15 protein-coding genes are annotated in these 17,187 nt (G+C 63.7%); 13 read left to right on the top strand and 2 right to left on the bottom strand.

Going from position 1 to position 17,187, the window contains the following annotated elements:
- Positions 1–81: 81 nt before the first annotated feature.
- Complete coding sequence (locus WIX41_RS00215) at positions 82–1,071, bottom strand: helix-turn-helix transcriptional regulator (RefSeq protein ID WP_339445193.1); 990 nt, start codon at positions 1,069–1,071, stop codon at positions 82–84.
- A gap of 118 nt (positions 1,072–1,189) precedes the next feature.
- Here WIX41_RS00215 and WIX41_RS00210 point away from each other — a divergent pair, with 118 nt between their 5' ends.
- The 5 genes from WIX41_RS00210 to WIX41_RS00190 all read left to right on the top strand — a co-directional run bounded on the left by WIX41_RS00210 (position 1,190) and on the right by WIX41_RS00190 (position 5,576).
- Positions 1,190–1,795, top strand: a complete 606-nt coding sequence (locus WIX41_RS00210) for a glutathione S-transferase family protein (protein WP_339445192.1) — start codon at positions 1,190–1,192, stop codon at positions 1,793–1,795.
- Between the two features lie 156 nt (positions 1,796–1,951).
- Complete coding sequence (locus WIX41_RS00205) at positions 1,952–3,343, top strand: amidohydrolase family protein (protein WP_409187422.1); 1,392 nt, start codon at positions 1,952–1,954, stop codon at positions 3,341–3,343.
- A 558-nt stretch (positions 3,344–3,901) separates the two neighbouring features.
- A complete protein-coding gene (locus WIX41_RS00200) occupies positions 3,902–4,126 on the top strand; it encodes a hypothetical protein (RefSeq protein WP_339445190.1) in 225 nt (74 codons plus the stop codon).
- A gap of 51 nt (positions 4,127–4,177) precedes the next feature.
- Positions 4,178–4,555, top strand: a complete 378-nt coding sequence (locus WIX41_RS00195) for a hypothetical protein (RefSeq protein ID WP_339445189.1) — start codon at positions 4,178–4,180, stop codon at positions 4,553–4,555.
- Between the two features lie 469 nt (positions 4,556–5,024).
- The gene (locus tag WIX41_RS00190; RefSeq protein ID WP_339445188.1) at positions 5,025–5,576 is read left to right on the top strand and encodes a hypothetical protein; all 552 of its coding nucleotides are present in this window, start codon (positions 5,025–5,027) and stop codon (positions 5,574–5,576) included.
- On the opposite strand, the gene WIX41_RS00185 is transcribed toward WIX41_RS00190, so the two are convergent.
- Positions 5,519–7,129, bottom strand: a complete 1,611-nt coding sequence (locus WIX41_RS00185; protein ID WP_339445187.1) for an MASE1 domain-containing protein — start codon at positions 7,127–7,129, stop codon at positions 5,519–5,521. The genes WIX41_RS00190 and WIX41_RS00185 overlap by 58 nt on opposite strands.
- Positions 7,130–7,860: 731 nt before the next feature.
- On the opposite strand from WIX41_RS00185, the gene WIX41_RS00180 reads away from it, so the two are divergent.
- From WIX41_RS00180 to WIX41_RS00145, 8 genes are all read left to right on the top strand, one after another.
- Positions 7,861–8,616: a hypothetical protein gene (locus WIX41_RS00180; RefSeq protein WP_339445185.1), complete on the top strand. Its 756-nt coding sequence runs from the start codon at positions 7,861–7,863 to the stop codon at positions 8,614–8,616.
- A gap of 71 nt (positions 8,617–8,687) precedes the next feature.
- Complete coding sequence (locus WIX41_RS00175; RefSeq protein WP_339445183.1) at positions 8,688–9,188, top strand: CS1 type fimbrial major subunit; 501 nt, start codon at positions 8,688–8,690, stop codon at positions 9,186–9,188.
- Positions 9,189–9,278: 90 nt separating this feature from the next.
- Positions 9,279–11,825: a TcfC E-set like domain-containing protein gene (locus tag WIX41_RS00170; protein ID WP_339445181.1), complete on the top strand. Its 2,547-nt coding sequence runs from the start codon at positions 9,279–9,281 to the stop codon at positions 11,823–11,825.
- Positions 11,822–13,060 carry a hypothetical protein gene (locus WIX41_RS00165; protein ID WP_339445179.1) on the top strand — a complete coding sequence of 413 codons (1,239 nt, stop codon included), beginning with the start codon at positions 11,822–11,824 and terminating at the stop codon, positions 13,058–13,060. The genes WIX41_RS00170 and WIX41_RS00165 overlap by 4 nt, the downstream gene beginning before the upstream one ends.
- A gap of 182 nt (positions 13,061–13,242) precedes the next feature.
- The gene (locus WIX41_RS00160; protein ID WP_339445177.1) at positions 13,243–13,419 is read left to right on the top strand and encodes a hypothetical protein; all 177 of its coding nucleotides are present in this window, start codon (positions 13,243–13,245) and stop codon (positions 13,417–13,419) included.
- Positions 13,420–13,556: 137 nt separating this feature from the next.
- Positions 13,557–14,576, top strand: coding sequence for an alpha/beta hydrolase (locus WIX41_RS00155; RefSeq protein ID WP_339445175.1), 1,020 nt, complete (start codon positions 13,557–13,559; stop codon positions 14,574–14,576).
- Positions 14,577–14,691: 115 nt separating this feature from the next.
- A complete protein-coding gene (locus WIX41_RS00150; protein WP_339445173.1) occupies positions 14,692–16,074 on the top strand; it encodes a YncE family protein in 1,383 nt (460 codons plus the stop codon).
- A gap of 52 nt (positions 16,075–16,126) precedes the next feature.
- A complete protein-coding gene (locus tag WIX41_RS00145) occupies positions 16,127–17,182 on the top strand; it encodes a heme/hemin ABC transporter substrate-binding protein (RefSeq protein WP_339445171.1) in 1,056 nt (351 codons plus the stop codon).
- Positions 17,183–17,187 lie beyond the last annotated feature (5 nt).

Genomic DNA, 17,187 nt, shown 5'->3' with positions numbered 1-17,187 from the left:
CCATTCTTACTGCTTCGATGCGCGTTGGAGATACTCTGATGTCAGATTAGGACTATTCCTATGCGCGGGACGAGAGGTGCGTCACTTTCTGAGCGCACCCGGATCACCGTCTGCGCGCGCCAGGCTGCGCGCCACCCGCGCACCGGCGGCGCGCATCATCGCGTGCAGGGCGGGCGGCCCGAGCACCTCGAATTCAAGCTCCAGTGCCAGCAGCCAGTAGACCACCGGGCCCTGCGGGTGCGCGCCGCACCGCAGCAGGCAACGCTGCGCGTCCACCGCTTCGAGCATGCCTGCCGACGCAGGTATGCGTTCGCGCACGATGTCGATCGGCGCGTGCAGGATCACCCGCGCTTCATCACCGTAAGGGCCCAGCGACAGTGACTGGCTGACGAATGCGCGCAGGTCACCGTTGGCTGGCGACGGGCGCGGGCGGAAGTGCGCACCCACCTCCGGCGCGCTGGTCATGCGGTCGATGCGGAACGTGCGCCAGTCCAGGCGCAGCGTATCCCATGCCACCAGGTACCAGCGGCGTTCGGCATGCACCACGCCCTGCGGTTCCACCTGGCGACGGCTGGGCTGGCCCTGGCGGTCGGCGTAGTCGAACCGCAACTGCAACTGGTCGCGGCAGGCGCCGGCCAACGTGGCCAGCAGGCCGGCGTCGACCATGGGCCCGGTCTGATCGATCGGCAGGATCGCCGTGCGAAGCGCATCCAGGCGCCGCCGCAGCCGTGCTGGCATGACCTGCTCCAGCTTGACCAGTGCGGTGATGGCGGTCTGCTCGATGCCGCTGATGGTGCCGGTCACCGCAGTGCGCAGCGCCAGCGCGGCCGCCAGCGCCTCTTCATCGTCGAGCAGCAGCGGTGGCAACGCGCGTCCGGCGCGGAATGCATAGCCGCCGGCCACGCCACTGCTGGCCTGGATCGGATAGCCGAGTTCGCGCAGGCGCTCGATGTCGCGGCGCAGCGTGCGCGGATGCACGCCGATGTCGGCGGCCAGCGTGGTGCCGGGCCAGTGCGGTCGGGATTGCAGCAGCGAGAGCAGGCGCAGCAGTCGGGCGGAGGTGGTGAGCATGGTGGCAGGATCGCGCCTGTCGAGGACAGGATCTGTCCGCAATGGTGGCTAGCCTGTGGCCACGGTGCAAGGCCCGTCGCGGCGCACCTTTCCACACGACCATCACAAGGAGTTCCGCATGTCCGTCGTCTTCTACTGGCACCCCATGTCCAGCGCCACCCCCGTCGCCTGCGCCCTGGCCGAACTGGGTGTTGCCCATGACCGGGTACGGATCGACATCCGCAACGGTGAGCAGCGCATGCCGGAGTACCTGGCGATCAATCCCAACGGCAAGGTGCCCTGCCTGGTGGTGGATGGCACGCCGATCTTCGAAGGCCTGGCCATCCACCTGTGGTTGGGTGACCGCTTCGGCGTTGCGCGCGGGCTGTGGCCGGCGTCCGGCACGCCCGAGCGCCTGCAGGCGCTGTCGTGGTGCGCGTGGGCTTATGTGACCTACGCGGCGGTGATCAACCGGCTGATGCTGGCCACCGTCCCGGGGCCGCTGCGCGATGCCGTGCAGGCCGCCGCTGCGGGGGAGGGTGCGGCCGAACTCCTGGCGCTGCTGGAGGCCCGTCTTGGTGGGCAACCCTGGATGCTGGGTGACCAGTACTCGTTGGTGGACCTGGTGGTGGCACAGGTGGTTGGCTATGGCACCTATGTTGGTGCCCGCGTGGATGCGTACCCCGCCGTGGCTGCCTGGCTGGCGCAGGTGCAGGCCCGCCCGGCAATGCAGGGCGAGGTCTGAGTGGCACCTGGTTTGCAGATGATCGGCAAACCGGATTTCAGCTGGTCAATGAGGACCTCCACGCCTTATGGTGGAGGTCTTTCCTGTCGCCTCGTTGCCATGAACCCATTCGTGCTTTCTGCCTTCCCGGTGCTGCTTGCGCTGGCCCCCTCCGCCATGGCCGTCGAGCAGGCCGATCTGATCATCCGCCACGCCACGGTTGTCGATGTCGAACAGGCCACCACCCGCGCCGGCCAGGCAGTGGTGGTGCGCGGCAATGACATCGTGGCAGTGGGCGATGACCGCGCCATCGCCAAGGCATGGAGCGCGCCGCAGCGGATCGATGGCAAGGGCCGCTACCTGATTCCCGGTTTGTGGGACATGCATGTGCATTTCGGCGGTGGGCCGGAGCTCATCGACGAGAACAAGGCGCTGCTGCCGCTGTACATCGCCCATGGCATCACCACCATCCGCGACTGCTCCGGCGACCTGCCCGCGCAGGTGCTGCAGTGGCGCGACCAGATCGCCGAAGGCAGCCTGGAAGGCCCGCAGCTGTTCAGCTCCGGCGCCAAGATCGAGGGCATCAAGCCGGTCTGGAAGGGCACCCTTGAAGTAGGCAGCCAGGCCGATCTGGATGCGGCGCTGGCGCAGCTCAAGCGTGATCGCGTCGACTTCGTCAAGATCACCGACAGCACCCTGACCCCGCCGCTGTTCCTGGCAGCGGTAAGCGGGGCGCGCGCCAACGGACTGCGCGCCTCCGGCCACATTCCGATGGCCTTGACCGTGCAGCAGGCGGTGGATGCCGGGATCAGTTCGATCGAGCACCTCGATTACGCGTACAAGGCTGGCGTGAAGGACGAGGCGGGCATCGCCGCCGATTTCGCCGCCAAGCGCATCGATCGTGCCGAAGCGAACCGCCGCTTGGACGCTGGATTCGATCGTGAAACGGCGATGGCCGCCTACCGCGGCTTCGCGGCGAAGGGGGTGTATGTCACGCCGACCCTCAATGGCGGGCGCATCCTTGATTTCCTCGACCAGGACAACCACGCCAACGATCCCTACCTGGCCTATATCGGCCCGAAGCTGCAGGCGACGTACCAGTGGCGCGTGGAGCGCGCCGCCAAGGCCAGCCCGGAGCAGATCGCCGAGCGCCACCAGCAGTACCACCAGGTGGCGGCGGTGTTGCCGATGCTGCAGCAGGCAGGTGTGACCATCATGGCCGGTACCGACGCCGGCTTCCTCAACTCCTTCAACTACCCGGGTATCGGCCTGCACGACGAGCTCGGCCTGTTCGTCAAGGAAGGCCTGACCCCTGCGCAGGCGCTGTCGTCGGCCACCCGTGCCGGCCCGTCCTGGTTCGGTACGCTGGACCGTTATGGCGGCATCGCGCAGGGCAAGGCGGCAGATCTGGTGTTGCTGGATGCCAATCCGCTGGATGACATCCAGGCCACGCGCGCGATCAATACCGTGGTACTGCGTGGCCAGGTGTACGACCGCAAGGCGCTGGATGCACTGCTTGCGCAGGCGCGCGCCAACGTGGCAGCGTGGCAGGATGCCGCTCTGAAGTAAGCCCCGGGAATGCCCGCCGCCGGCGGGGACGGACGACAGAGATTGATTGACAGTGTCGATATGGGAACGCGGGAAACACCGACTACGCAATATGACTGGAGCAACGGGGGGTATGTGCTTGTCGCCGTACCAAGCAGGGCAATTCAGCGGCCCGGGCTCAATGAGGATCTGAAGTTGATAGCGGACCTAGCAGTCTTCAAGTCCATCGACTTCTCCCAGCATGTAATCGTCTCGGTAGGCTCCATGACCGAGGTGATCCAGCCTGGTATGTGATGTTGCCGGCAGCTTCGGTAACGCTAGCCCATGGCTGGCAGCATCAACGGGGTGACTTGGGCAGCCCACAGCGAGCTGGCTGCCAATGGCTCTCGATCTCCCGCAAGCCAACAGGCAACTACCGCTATCGGGTAAGTGCCGGCAACGATGCGGGCTGGAGTGGGGTTTATTCCAATATGGCAAGCGTGGCATCGCTGCAGCCCCGCAGGCAACGGCGGTTACCTCTTTCCCGGGTGAGTTGGACGAGTGTTACGTTCATGGCTGGGGCGATGACTGGAATTGGTATTGGCGGTTCCGTTATTTACAATGCCCGATAATGAGCTTGATACCTTTTTAAAGGGAGTAAATGATATGCGTGAATTGACGAGTCTTGAGGTTGAGGGCGTCGACGGAGCTGTTGTGCCGGTCGTCATTGCGGTTGGCATTGCCTTTGGCAAGGGCTTTGTTACCGGCGTTGGTATTGCTGGTGCTGGGTATGCTGGCTCCCAGTTCTATCAGATGGCTTGGTAAATAATTAGCTGGAGCGCAAGGATTTCGTCTTGCGCTCTTTTGAGGGCGGGTATGAGAATTACTGATGGATTTGACGGGCGACATGGAAAGTTCTATTTTATTTCGCTGGCAGCAATGGCGTTTGCCTCAGGGCTTATGCTGGTGGTTGCGCTTCGGGGTGTTAAACCTATGCAGGTGCCTCAGGAGGTTGGGGTTTCCGTGGCCGCATTCTCGCTGCTGTGTTCGACAGCAAGTTATCTGTTAATTAAAAATGTTAAGTATTCATTTCCGCTGCTTGGAGTTTCGGCTGTCGTATTTTCCGGTGCGCTCTGGACGTTTGGTGCGCCCTTGTCGTTTGTGCTGCTTTTAGGGCTTCCAGCTCTATTAATGTCTTTCATTTCAATTCTTTGTAAGGATAAAGCTGATGTGCAGATCGAGAGGGATGACTAACGCTCTTTATCTATAGCGGGATTTCTTTTAATTCATTGGCTGAGGCTGACCTCCCTGATGCTACTTGTTGTTTTTGGGGTTCTTGAAATCGGTGGGTAGTGAAAGGTTGACGTTCCGGGGATGGGGCGCCCCGTGCCAATCCCGATGGAACTACCGCGCCGACTCCTCATGTGAAAGATGCCGGTCAGAAGGGCGTGCGATCGGTTGGAGAAATCAAGGGCACTAAGGATGCTCTGAACAAATGCTCCGATAGTGCCAGCCGCTGGCCAGTAGCCTGAGAGACAATGGCAGCACGCGTTGAGGAGGCATCCATGCAGCTGACATTCGGCGACGCCGAAGGCTTGGGCAAGCAGTCGGCCGCAGATCGAGCCTGACCCGAGAATTCAGGGCTCAAAGATGGTTGTTCAGAGCATCCCAAGCGAGCGGTAAACACTCTGGAAGCTGCGCCACACCGCCCGCCATCTTTAGGATGCTATTCAATGTGGTAGCGCCCTGCACCGGCTACAGTGATCTCCAGGTATATCTTTTGAACTTGGAGGTTGGTGTGGGCATTTTACAGCGTAGTACTGCGATATCTGCGGTGGTGCTGGCGGCGATGCCGATGGTGGCATTTGCTGCGGGTCAATTGGAAGAAACGGTCTCAGGTTTTTGTTGCCTAGGCGGAGATCACGGGCAGGAAGCGCTTTCAACTGGCTTGGGTCAATCACACCCGTCGGTTGCTGACTTGAGTCTGGATCCAACGTGGCGGGTTTATAGGTTCAAGCGTGATGGCATTGAGTACTTTCAAGTAAATGATCTTGGAGGGCGGGTGCAGCTGATTGTCGGCAGCCTGGACGGCCTTCTCTGGGCATTGCCTGCCGGCGAAGCGTCGACTCAGCTCGTACTTCCCCCGCAGCGCATAGTGATCCCGCAGACCGCCATACGCTCCGAGGTTTACCTGCACCCCTCGTTCTCGATTGCGCGCTATCGAGCGGGCGACAGCGTGGTGTGGTCAGTAGAAGTATCCAGCGCTGCGCATTGAGCGCCTGGCGCCTCCACGAACAGCATGCGGATACGATTGCGGCGGCACTGCACGGTGCCGTCGTAGGTCAGAGCGCGACCTGATAGCCGGTTGATCGCCAGTGCGCGGGTTTTCTTGGATAGTCGATAGTGCGAATCAAGAACTGCCACCACAACAAGAATGCCTTCGCGGTCACCGACGCGCCCGCAACGGGCGCTGACGCGCATTTGTCCGGACTCATGTTGCAGCAGGAGTGATACCGCTTCGGTAAGCGTGCGGTAAGCAGCCAGCTGCAAGGCTGTCGTCAGGCGACACGGATCGCCGATCAGCCGTGGTTGGGCGATGCATCCGGTATTGGACCACGCTTCGCTGATTCCGCCCACCTGCAACGCCAGATACAAGCCCACATGCTCCAGTGTAGTGGGGTAGACCATGCTGGCCTGTTCGCGGAACTTGCGTGAGTACAGGCTGGTGGTGCGGATCAGGTTGCTGGCAATCTCGTCATGGCCTTGGCGCTTCAACCAGTCAGCTGTTTCGCTGAGGTAGGAGTCGATGCCGTCGCCGATACGGTTTATTTCCATGGCGCGATGCCGAAGGTCCATTTCGCCGGCCAGCTGCGACGTCTTGGCAAGTGATGCGGCATTTTCTCCATTGACAGCGTGGACCCTGTAGCGGTGGTAGTAGTTGCTGATGGTTGATCCAAGTGCAAGCAAGGCAGCGCTTGCCACTGCAAGGATCTGCTGAAGGGTGAACGTCGCAGAGTCGAATGACCAAGGCAGGCCACTGGTAGGCATCGTCAGACCCACGATCAGATTCAGCAGTGGGACAGAGAGTGCCGCACCTCGCCAACCGCAGATGCAGGTAAGGGCAATGGCCGGAAGGGCCGTCAGCAACAGCAGGCTGGTTTTGGCTGCTATGTGATCCGTAGCAATTTGTGTGGATAAGAAGCCAAGCACGAGCATCATGGAAAGGGAAATGCTGGTAGGAACAATCATCCGGCTACTCCAGTCCACCAGCGTGTTCCGTCGCACCCACAGCAGCGCGAGGGGGGCCAGGGTCAGAATGCCGATGAAGTCGCCGAGGACGTAACGAGTTGCTCGGGAGACCAGCGGAATACTTGGCGGAGCTGGCCACAGTAGTTGAGACATGCCGACATTAAGCAGTGTAACGACGATGGCCGTCGTTGCCGCCATAGAAAGTATCCAGGCATCTTTCGAACCTTCCAGAATTTTGCCATCCAACACCTTGCGATGCAGTCTCACGATCAGCATCACAACCGGCATCAGGATGGCCGAGCCGAGCACTACCCAAGGGAGTCCGTGTGTTTCGATCATCGGAGACCGCGTGTATGCAAAACAAGCGTACTCGCCTATGAGGAGGTATGGCCATAGCCGAGGCGGGCAAACCAGCAGCGCTGCGACACGGGTTCCGGCAGCGAGTGAGAATTGATCCACTGACATCTGTCGCGCAGTCCAGAAGATCAGCCCGTAGAGAGCCGAAATCAGCAGTCCATCGGGATAGATACGCATCCCCAGCTTCACCTGAAGCCCGTTCTTCCACCAGTTCAACAGCACTTTCCGCCTCCTGTTCAGTGCACAACTGCATCAATGGTGTGATGTCGGCGCGCATCGGTGCGGGGAAGATATCTGCGGCAGGTGGCGTATGCAATTGGATGGATGCAATTTCAGAGTTGGTTGAATTTCCGATCCTGATCTCGAAATGAGATGGCTATCACTGTGCTGGTCGGATGTGATGCCATCGTCGGTGTCAGGAGCGACTTTTCATGTCTATTTTCTGCGTGATTGACGCGTCGAGTCACTTGGCGTCAATGGCTCGCCGTGATGCGGGGATTTCATGAATGTTCAATCCACATCGTGGCCGGCGTCAGCACCTTCGCTCGACATCGCATGACGCAGCCGTTGTGTGACCGAGCGACTCGTCTGTAGAACCGCATCTGCCCGACACCGGCCCGGCACGGCGCCTCATCGTGGTGGTTAATGCATATAAGTGTGTACGAAATTTGCGTCTTTTATCCGCAGTCACTACAACAAGTTGCACTTATGTTTGAAGAATCTTGCATGTGACGACATGGCGAGGCTGCCTAAGCTGCGCACCTCATTCAACAAGGCAATACCCGTCGACTTGAATGATCACCATGTCAATCACACTTGCAATAAGTTGCAGTGACGTTTGAAAGATGTTGCATATGACGACATGGGGGTGACGCATAACCTGCGCACTCGATTCAGGGCAGTTATGACAACTGAGCTGAACATTCACCCAGTCAATCATAGGAGCATCTTCGATGAAGCGTCTGATGACCGCCATGGCGGTGCTGTTGGCGATGTCCGCCGTGCAGGGCAGTGCGCATGCCGCGGCGCCCAGCATCCACGTAGGCGCGATGTATGAATATGCAGAGCCCGGCAAGGGCGCGTTGCTCAAGCGCGTGCGCAATACCGGCGACGCCACCGCGTTTGTCCGGGTGCAGATCACCGAAGTGCGGTATGCCGCAGACGGCACCCACCACGAAGTTCCGGTCGATACCTCCGGTGCAGGCGCGGGCGCGGGCCTGATCGCCAGCCCTTCGCGGCTGATCGTTCCCGCCCAGGGCCAACAGGCCACGCGTCTGCTGGTGCAGGGCGACCGCAGTACTGAGCGCTACTACCGCGTGCGCTTCGTGCCCGTGCTGCCGCAGTCTGAAGATGAGTTCGCGCTGACCGATGCCCAGCGGGAGGACTACCGCAAGGAACTGTCGGCCGGCGTCAACGTGCTCACCGGCTATGGCGTGTTCGTGATCGTCCATCCCGACCAGACGCGTTACGACGTGCAGACCGAAACCCACGACACCTACGTGCAGCTGAGCAATGCCGGCAACACCACCGTCGTGCTGGACGACATCCGCCAATGCAGCACGCAGGACAAGGCGGCCAAGTGCTCGCCGTCGCGCAAGGTCCATCTGCTGCCCGGGCGCAGTGAACGCTTCCCGCGCGAAGCGGGCAAGCAGCATCAGTTCCAGATCGTTGAGGGGGACGCCCGCAAGGACGTCCTGCTCAGCCCCTAGGTTCCGCTTGGAACCACCGTCCCGTCGCCGGACTCCAGGCGACACCTTTCCACTCTCGGAGATGTACTGACATGAGCTTCAAAACCACCGTCCTGGCCGCTGCGGCTGCCCTGATCCTCACCCCGGCCGCCGCGATGGCTGCCACCGAACAGTTCCCCATCCAGGTCACTGTTGAAGCGGTCGTGCCGTCGGCTACCGGCCTGCAGATCTCGCCGGTTGGCGACTGGGCCGGCCAGACCCAGAACATGCGCTGGAACATCGCCACCCAGCGTCTGGATCCGATCCAGCAGCAGGTCGACATGAAGAGCGGCCTGGGCGCGATCAATGCCTACCTGACCACCGAGGCGATGCTGACCAGCGCCGGTAACGCGATCGACCTGACCGTGGCCGTTGCCGGCCAGGACCTGCAGGTTGGCGCCGCCAACGCGGTCGAAGTTGCCACCCCGACCGAAGCCGCTGCCAGCAAGCGTGCGGCCGTGGCGATCACCGCCGCTGCTGCGGGCGAAGAAGGCTACGCCCACGGCAACTACCAGGGCAACGTTTTCATGATGTTCGAAAGCGGCACCCCGTAAGTCAACGCGCCTCAGCACGCGTTACCCCGGCAGCCCCGGCTGCCACAGGAGGGGCGCTCACGCGCCCCTCTTTCATACACAGGAATGGCCATGTCACCGCGTCTGCTTCCCATCGCCACCGCCGTAATGCTCTATTGCAGCAGTGCAGTAGTGCAGGCTGCGCCTGCGGCACTGGAAAGCCTCACCCTGCTTGACCAGGCGGGGGGCTTGCCCGATGACTTCCGTGACCACTTCTTCGACGTACCCCTGGTGGTGCGTGTCGAACGCGATGGGCAGTACCTGGGCGACGCCCGGGCCGTACTGTCCCGCGAAAATACCTTGTCGCTGTTGGAGTTCACCGACAGCCACGACAGCACCGAACCGGCCGCCGAACGCGAGCGCTGGTTGAAGGCGCTGTCCGCGCCGCGTCCGCTGGGCGCATGCGCGCAGGCCTGCACAGACGGCCTGCTGCAGCTGCACTACAGCCTGGAGAGCTCGCTGCTGTCCATTGCCACCGAAAACGGGGGCCGCGCCGGCGTGGCCCAACGCCACCTCGCGCTGCCCGAAGGCGGCAGCCGTGGCCTGATCCTGCGCCACCAGCTCAACGCCTATGCAGGGCAGGGCATCGATGCGGCCGGCCGCTACGCGCTCGACGCGCAGGGCAGCCTGGGCCAGTGGAGCCTGGTGGGCAATTACCAGGTAGACCGCAGTGGCGACGAGGAGGGCGAGCTGCGCCACTCGGTGCAGAGCCTGTACGCGCAGCGCGAATTCCGCGACAACTTCCTGCGCGTGGGGTACTTCCTGCCCAACTTCCAGGGCGTCACCCGCCAGCCGCGTGCGCCTGGGTCGCTCAGTCATACCACCGTGGGCATGATGGCCGGCTCGTCGGACAGCCTGGCCATCGATTCGCGCGCGCCCAGCCTGTACCCGGTCTACGTCACCGCCAACCGCGAGGGCACGGTGGAAGTGTTCCGCGACGGCAGCCTGATCCTGACCCAGCCGCTGCAGCCGGGCCTGCAGGAGCTCGATACCCGGCGCCTGCCGGGCGGCATCTACGAGGTTGAACTGCGGGTGATCGAGGACGGGCGCGAAAGCTCGCGCGAGACCACGGTGATCCACAAGCCGGGCAACTGGCGCGATCCGAGCCGCCGCTGGCGCTACAGTGCATTCGCCGGTGTCCAGCACAGCCTGCTGGACAGCCTGGAGGACCCGAACGCCGGTGCATTCGCCGCAGGCGGCATCGTCAACTACCTGGCCCATCCGCGTGCGATTGTCGGCCTGTCCGCCCAGCACCTGGACGGCGAGAACGCGTTCGCCGGTTCGCTTGACTGGCAGATCAACGACCGCGCCAACCTCTACACCAACGCCTATTCCGGCGACCACGGTAGTGGCGTGGACCTGCAGGGCATGTGGCGCTACCGCCACGGCACGGTGATCGCCTCACACAACCGCAGCTGGCAGGAGCGTCGCCGCCCCGGCGATGATGCCTTCCCGCCGCTGCCGCCGGGCGCCGAGTTGCCGCAGACCCGTTCGGGCTGGCTGCAGACCAGCGCTCTGAGCGTGAATCATCGCCTGGGCGACAGCAGCCACATTGCCGCACGCGTGTCGCATCACTCCGGCGTCAGCAATGGTGTCGGCGTGGACCTGTCGTTCAGCCGACGCCAGATGCTGTTCGGCAGCGATGCCACCTGGCGCGCGGCCGTGTTCGACCGCCCGGCCAACGTGAGCAGCGGCATGCGCCGCAACCGCGGGGTCGACTTCACCCTGAACATCGCGCTCGGCCGCGAAGATCGTCGCTACAGCGGCAGCCTGGGCAGCCGCACCGCCACCGACGGCGGGCGCAGCCTGTATGCCAGCGCGGGCGTACAGCAAAGCTTCGAGCAGGGCCTGCTGCGCAGCGTGGCCGGCCAGGCTACGGTGGACAGCGACGGGCTGGGCCTGAGCACCAACGCGTTGTTCGAACACCCGGCGCTGCGCGGCGACGTGCATGCGCAGCGCTCGTCGCTGGGCGGCACCCTCAGCGGTGGCCTGAACCTGGAAAGCACCATGGCCATTGGTGGCGGCAAGCTGGCCATCGCCGGTGCAGGGCAGATGAGCAGCATCGATACCGGCATGATCGTGGATGTGAGCTCGGAGCTGCCCGATGTGGAGCTGCGCGCACACGACAGCCGCGGCGGTTCGTACGTCCTCCAGCCGGGCCGCAACTTCCTGCCGGTGACCGCCTACCGCAACGGCGCGCTGCAGATTGACTTCGATGGGCGTGCCGCGCCGGCCGCGAGCATCCAGCCGGCGACCCTGGACTATCACCTCAACAAGGGTGGGGTGGCGTACGGCAAGGTGGAAGTGCTGAGCACCTTCACCGTGATGGGCCACCTCAAGGATGCCGCCGGCCAGCCGCTGGCCGGCGCGCACGTGATCAACCATGCCGGGCGCAGCGTGGCCGAAGCCGATGGTTTCTTCGCGCTGGAAATGAGCGCAAAGGCGCCGAGCCTGGAAGTGCGCCACCCGGCAGTGGCCGGCTGCAGTTTCGTGCTGGATGGCACCACCACCCGCCCGCAGGGCGACACATGGATGGCCGGCATCCTGAAATGCCCGCCGACCTCCCTTGACACTGCGCAGTCGTCGTCGGCTGCATCCGCTGCAGGAGCAATGCCGTGATCCGTGATTTTTCCCTCTCTGCCGGGTTGCGCCGGCTGCGTGGCGCAGTGTGTGTCATTGCGCTGGTCGCCGCTGCCGGCGGCGCCCATGCGGCCGATATCCACATCACGGCGGAGTTCAAGCCTGATATCAATGACCCCAACAAGCGCGAGTTCGTCAATACCACGCCGTGGTCGGGTGTGTGCAACGGCACGCACCTGCAGGCGTGCATCAACAACAACTGGTGGAGCATCGATACCAAGGTCCGTGGCACCAAGCAGGGCATTCGCACGAACGATTATGGGCGCGACAGCTTCTTCATCGGCATGCCGGAGCCGCGCACCGTCACGGTCACCTCCGATGATGGCCTGCACACGTTCGACCTGGGGGTGAAGATCATCGGTGCTGCGCTGCGTCTGGTCGACCAGGACGGGGACGGACCCACCGAGCCTGCGTCCACGGGCAACGCGAGGAACTGCAGCCGGGCATTGAGCAACACCAACGCAAACAACCGGAGTGTCATGCGCCTGTGGCTGCGCCAGGACGGGGGTGACGGTGTGCTGGAGTGCTCGCTGCATTGGCTAAACACGAACAATTACGCCATCTCGGAGTTCGACTTCACCTACAAGCTGACAACCCCGGCGCCGTTGGCAATGCGCAGCGGCATCTATACGGGCATGACCACCTACCGGGTGGGAGGAACCGGCGAAGGCGCCGATTTCGACCTGGGCAACGGCGTGGTGCTGGACGACAATATCGTGAACGTTCATTTCCGGCTGGATGTCCAGCATGCCTTCCAGCTCGACCTGCCGCCGGGCAGCGATCGCGCGGTGCTCGCGCCGAAGGGTGGCTGGACGCAGTGGAGCGACCACGGCATCGTGCCGAAGGCGCTGGAGCGCGAGCTGCCGTTCAGTCTGAGCAGTTCCGGTCAGTTCAGCGTGTCGCTTGAATGCCAGTACCCGCTGCCGGACGGCCGCTGCGCGATCCGCAACGTCACTGAAACGGCGGACGATGCGCCGCTGGATATCCGCCTGACGCTGCCTGGGTTCCGCGATGCGGCGTCCGGGGTCGACGCGGTGGGACTGCCATTGACCACGACCATGGCGCCACCGGTGCTCACGGCGGACGCTTTCATCATCCGCCGTCCCTCGCAACTGCATTTCGCGGTCAACGGCGACGCGGTCAAGGCAATGCTGGATCATCCCGGTAGTCACTACCGGGGTGAGGTTACCGTGATATTCGACGCTGATCCGTGATGCTGCGCGGTCTGTATCGCGTTGCTACAACGGTGTGACTGCCACCAGTTGAGTTGTGAACTGTTTACCCAGATGCGCGATACGTGTACGTGGGCTTGCATCCACGTACGCGGTGGTAACAGGCAGGCCCCTAGTGTGGATTCACCGGCATCGCTTTCGACGCCGTCTACCGGAGATACGTAATGGGCAACCAGCAGAATCCGCAGAAGGGGCAACAGAACCCGCAACAGGGCCAGCAGAACCAGCAGAACCAGAAAGACCAGCACGACAAGCAGCGCCAGGGTCAGCAGCAACAGCAGGACCCGAACCAGAAGAGCGAGCCCAACCAGCAGGGCGGCCAGCAGGACGAAGAAGAATAAACCCCTGCGCAAACGGAATAACCGAAGTCCGGCCATCTGGCCGGACTTTTCGTACGCGCGGCGCTCACAAGGCAAGTGATACCCATTCGCATTTGAGGTACACTGGGGTGATCGCCTTGCCTTGAGTCGCACCTGCCGTGCTTTCCAGCCTGATTCCTGCTTTTTCTCCGTGGTTGCGCAATGTGGGCGTGGCCGCTGCATTGGGCGTGGTTGCGATGGCACCGGCACCGGCAGCGGCACAGCAGCGCAACCCGCTGCAGAAGGTCGGTGAAACGGTGTTGGACCAGCCGGCACAGAGTTACCGCTTCGAGCGTTTCGTGATCGAGAGCGGCGCACCCACGCGGCGCTGGCGCGTCAATGTCGGCATACCAACACGCAATGCGGCCGCGCTGGCGCCGGTGCTGTACATGCTGGACGGCAACGCCGCGGCGATGGTGTTCGACCAGGCGCTGTTGAGCGACCTGGCCGCGCATGCAGCACCGGTGCTGGTGTTCATCGGCTACGACAACGACCTTCGCATCGATTCGCCTGCACGCACGTTGGATTACACCGCCTGGGTGGACACGGCCGATGATGAGAACGGCACCTCGCAATCCAGCGGCGGTGGCGCCAAGGCCTTCCTCGATGTCATCCAGCAGCAGATCAAGCCAGAGGTGGAACGCCGCGCCCGCGTGGACACGCAGCAGCAGTCGCTCTGGGGCCACTCGTTGGGCGGGCTGTTCGTGCTCAGCACGCTGTATACCCAGCCCACCGCATTCCAGCAGTACGTGAGCGCGAGCCCCTCGTTGTGGTGGAGCCAGGGCGCACCGCAGGGCACGATGGAGCGGGGCTTCATCGCCCATCCTGCGCCTGCCAAGGTATGGCTGATGCTCGGCGGTGACGAACGCAGCGGCAACCGTGGCGTGCGTGACATGAACAATCCACGCGTGGTTGCGCACCTGCGCCGCATTGCAGGCGCCACGCCGGATGCAGCGCATGCGCTGGGCGGGCGCCTGGCAGATGTACCGGGCCTGCAGGTGACCTACCGCGAGTTTCCCGGTCTCGGCCACGGTCCGATGCTGCCGGCATCGCTGAAGGCGACGTTGGCCGCGTTGTATGGCGTGGCCGACCGCAGCGCTGCACCGGCTGTGGCGCCCGCCGATACAAGCACCGATTGATTTCCCCCCTACCCAGGCAGTACGTGGCCCCGTGTCACCGCCGCAGCGATGCGGCCACGCCAAGGCAACCCTTGTGACACGCGCTTCCGGCGCGCCCCTACAGAAGGAGTCTGCTATGTCCCGATTGGTTTCCCTGCCGCGTGTTGCGGCGTTGGCTTTGGCCTTGTCGCTGGTGACCGGTGCGGTGTCCGCACAGCCGGTGTTCGATACGCCGGCCAATGGCTTCCGTGGCAAGGTCAGTGCGCGCAATGAGAATGTGATTCCAGGCAGCACCGCCGAAGTGACCGGGCGCGCGTTCGTGCCGGGCCAGCAGGTGACCCTGCTGCGCGGCGAAACCGTGCTCAATGCAACCCCGGTAGTGGTGGATGAGCAGGGCAGCTTCAAGGCGAGTGTGCAGATCCCGGCCGATGCCGTGCCGGGCCAGCACCCGGTGGTGGTGCGTGCCAGCCGGCCGGCTGCGGCGGTGGTGGTGGCACTGCGGGTATCGCCGAACCTGCCGCTGAGCGGCCAGCAGGCGTTCCAGCAGCAGTCCGGCAAGCTGGTGCAGGGCCTGTACCAGAGCGCCTACAGCGCCGGCAGCACTGCCTTGTTCGTGACCTCGGCGGTAGGCCGCCCGCCGGTGACCCAGTCCCAGCTGCTCAAGGTGGACCCGAAGACGCTGAAAGTGGTCAAGGCGATCACCCCGGCGCAGGTGCCCGACGCCAAGGGCGGCAGCGTGTTCGCGGTATACGGCGTGGGCGTGGACGATGCCAACGGCAACGTGTGGGTCAGCAATACGCGGCAGGACACGGTCGCGGTGTATCGCCAGTCCGACCTGTCCCTGGTGCACCAGTTCCCGGTGGGCGCGGTGCCGCACGCGCGCGACGTGGTGGTGGATGCCAAGCGGGGCAGGGTGTTTGCTTCGGCGGCCGGTGAAGACCATCTGTCGGTGTTCGATGCGAAAACCTTCAAGGCGCTGGAGCCGATCACGCTGGCCTCCGGTGTGGATGACGAGAAGTTCGTACCGATGAGCCTGGTGCTGGATGAAGCCAGCGGCAAACTGTTCACGGTGAGCATCGGCACGCCCGAAGCGGCGGTGATCGACGTGGCCAGCGGCAAGGTCGACAAGGTCATCGACCTGGGCAACGCGATCAGCGCCTCCGGCGTCGCCTTCGACGCGAAGCAGAACCGGCTCTACGTGGCTTCGCAGGGGACCGATAACCTGCTGATCGTGGACGTGGCCAGCGGCACGGTCCTGCACGATGTGCCGGTGGGCGCCGGCGCCTTGAACGTGGCGTTCGAACCGGTGTCCGGCCTGGCCTATGTCACCAACCGCGGCGCCGGCACGGTGACCGTGGTGGATGGCGACGGCAAGGTGGTCGGCAACCTGGATGGCGGCACCTTCCCGAACCATGTCCGCGAGGACGGCAAGGGCAACGTGTTCGCGGTCAACAAGTCGCGCGGTGCGGAGGACCCCAAGGGCGACCGCATCACCCGTATCACGCCAACGCGTCGTTGATGGGCATCGTGCGCGGGGCTTGGGCCTTGCGCGCACCTGACTGGAGAAATACATGTCGAGTTCACTGACCGTGCACCGAAGCGTACTGCTGCTGGCCCTGACGGCAGCGCTTGCTGCCTGCGGTGGCAAGCCTGCGGATCCGCCGGCACCTGAGAGTGCCGCACCGCAGGCAACCGTTGTGGCTGATCCGTCTGCACCCGCTTCGCTGCCGCAGGGTTGGCTGCACCTGGCCGGCACCGACGTGCCGTCCAGCACGAACCTGACCCCGGTGTTGCCGGTAACGGTCACCTCGGACGACGGCGAGCAGGTAACAGTGAAGGACGCTTCGCGGATCGTGGCTGGCGGTGACGATGTGATCGCGGTGATCGAAGCGCTGGGTATGGGCGCGCAGGTGTACGCCGCGCCGCTGCGTTCGGCCACCGAAGCCGGACGCAAGGCGCCCAGGCAGTTCCTGTTCAATCGCACCACCGGCGTGGAAGGTGTGCTCAGCCTGGAAGGCACGTTGTTCTTGGGCAACAGCCTGCGCCGGCATACCGAACTGGCGAAGAAGCTGCGCGGGGCGGGCGAGGCAGCGGTGGTGATCGATGACCTGCAGCCTGCGCCGGACAAGGTGCGCAAGGTGGCGGCCGCGCTCGGCGTGGCCGAGGCAGGCAATGCGCTGGCAGCACAGGTGCAGGCGCAGCTGGATGAGGCCGCCGCGATTGCGACGGCCAGCAAGGTACATCCGCGGGTGATCCACTTGTCGGCCACTGGTGCCGGTGGCGCGCCTACCGTGGCCGGCGCAGATAGTGCGTCGGGCAAGCTGATCGGGTTGGCGGGCGGCATCAACATCGGTACCGAAGCTGGCGTGGCCAACTATTCGGCGCTGAGCAACGAAGGCGTGGTGGCGGCAGCGCCCGAGGTGATCCTGGTCACCGGGAACGATCTGCAGCTGTTGGGTGGCGAGGCAGGGCTATGGAAGGCCTACCCGACGCTGAAGCAGACCCCGGCCGGGGCGGCCAACCGTGTCTGGGTGATGCCGGACGTGCAGTTGAAGGCGGCCAGCATCGGGTCGGGCAGCGGCGCGGTGGCGTTGGCCAAGGCATTGGCGGCAGTGCCGTCGCCATGAGCATG

The organism is Stenotrophomonas sp. AB1(2024) (assembly GCF_037482345.1).
In the GTDB taxonomy this organism is placed as follows: domain Bacteria; phylum Pseudomonadota; class Gammaproteobacteria; order Xanthomonadales; family Xanthomonadaceae; genus Stenotrophomonas.
The sequence above is the reverse complement of the archived record's forward strand: the minus strand, read 5'-3'. Positions and strand labels throughout refer to the sequence as shown.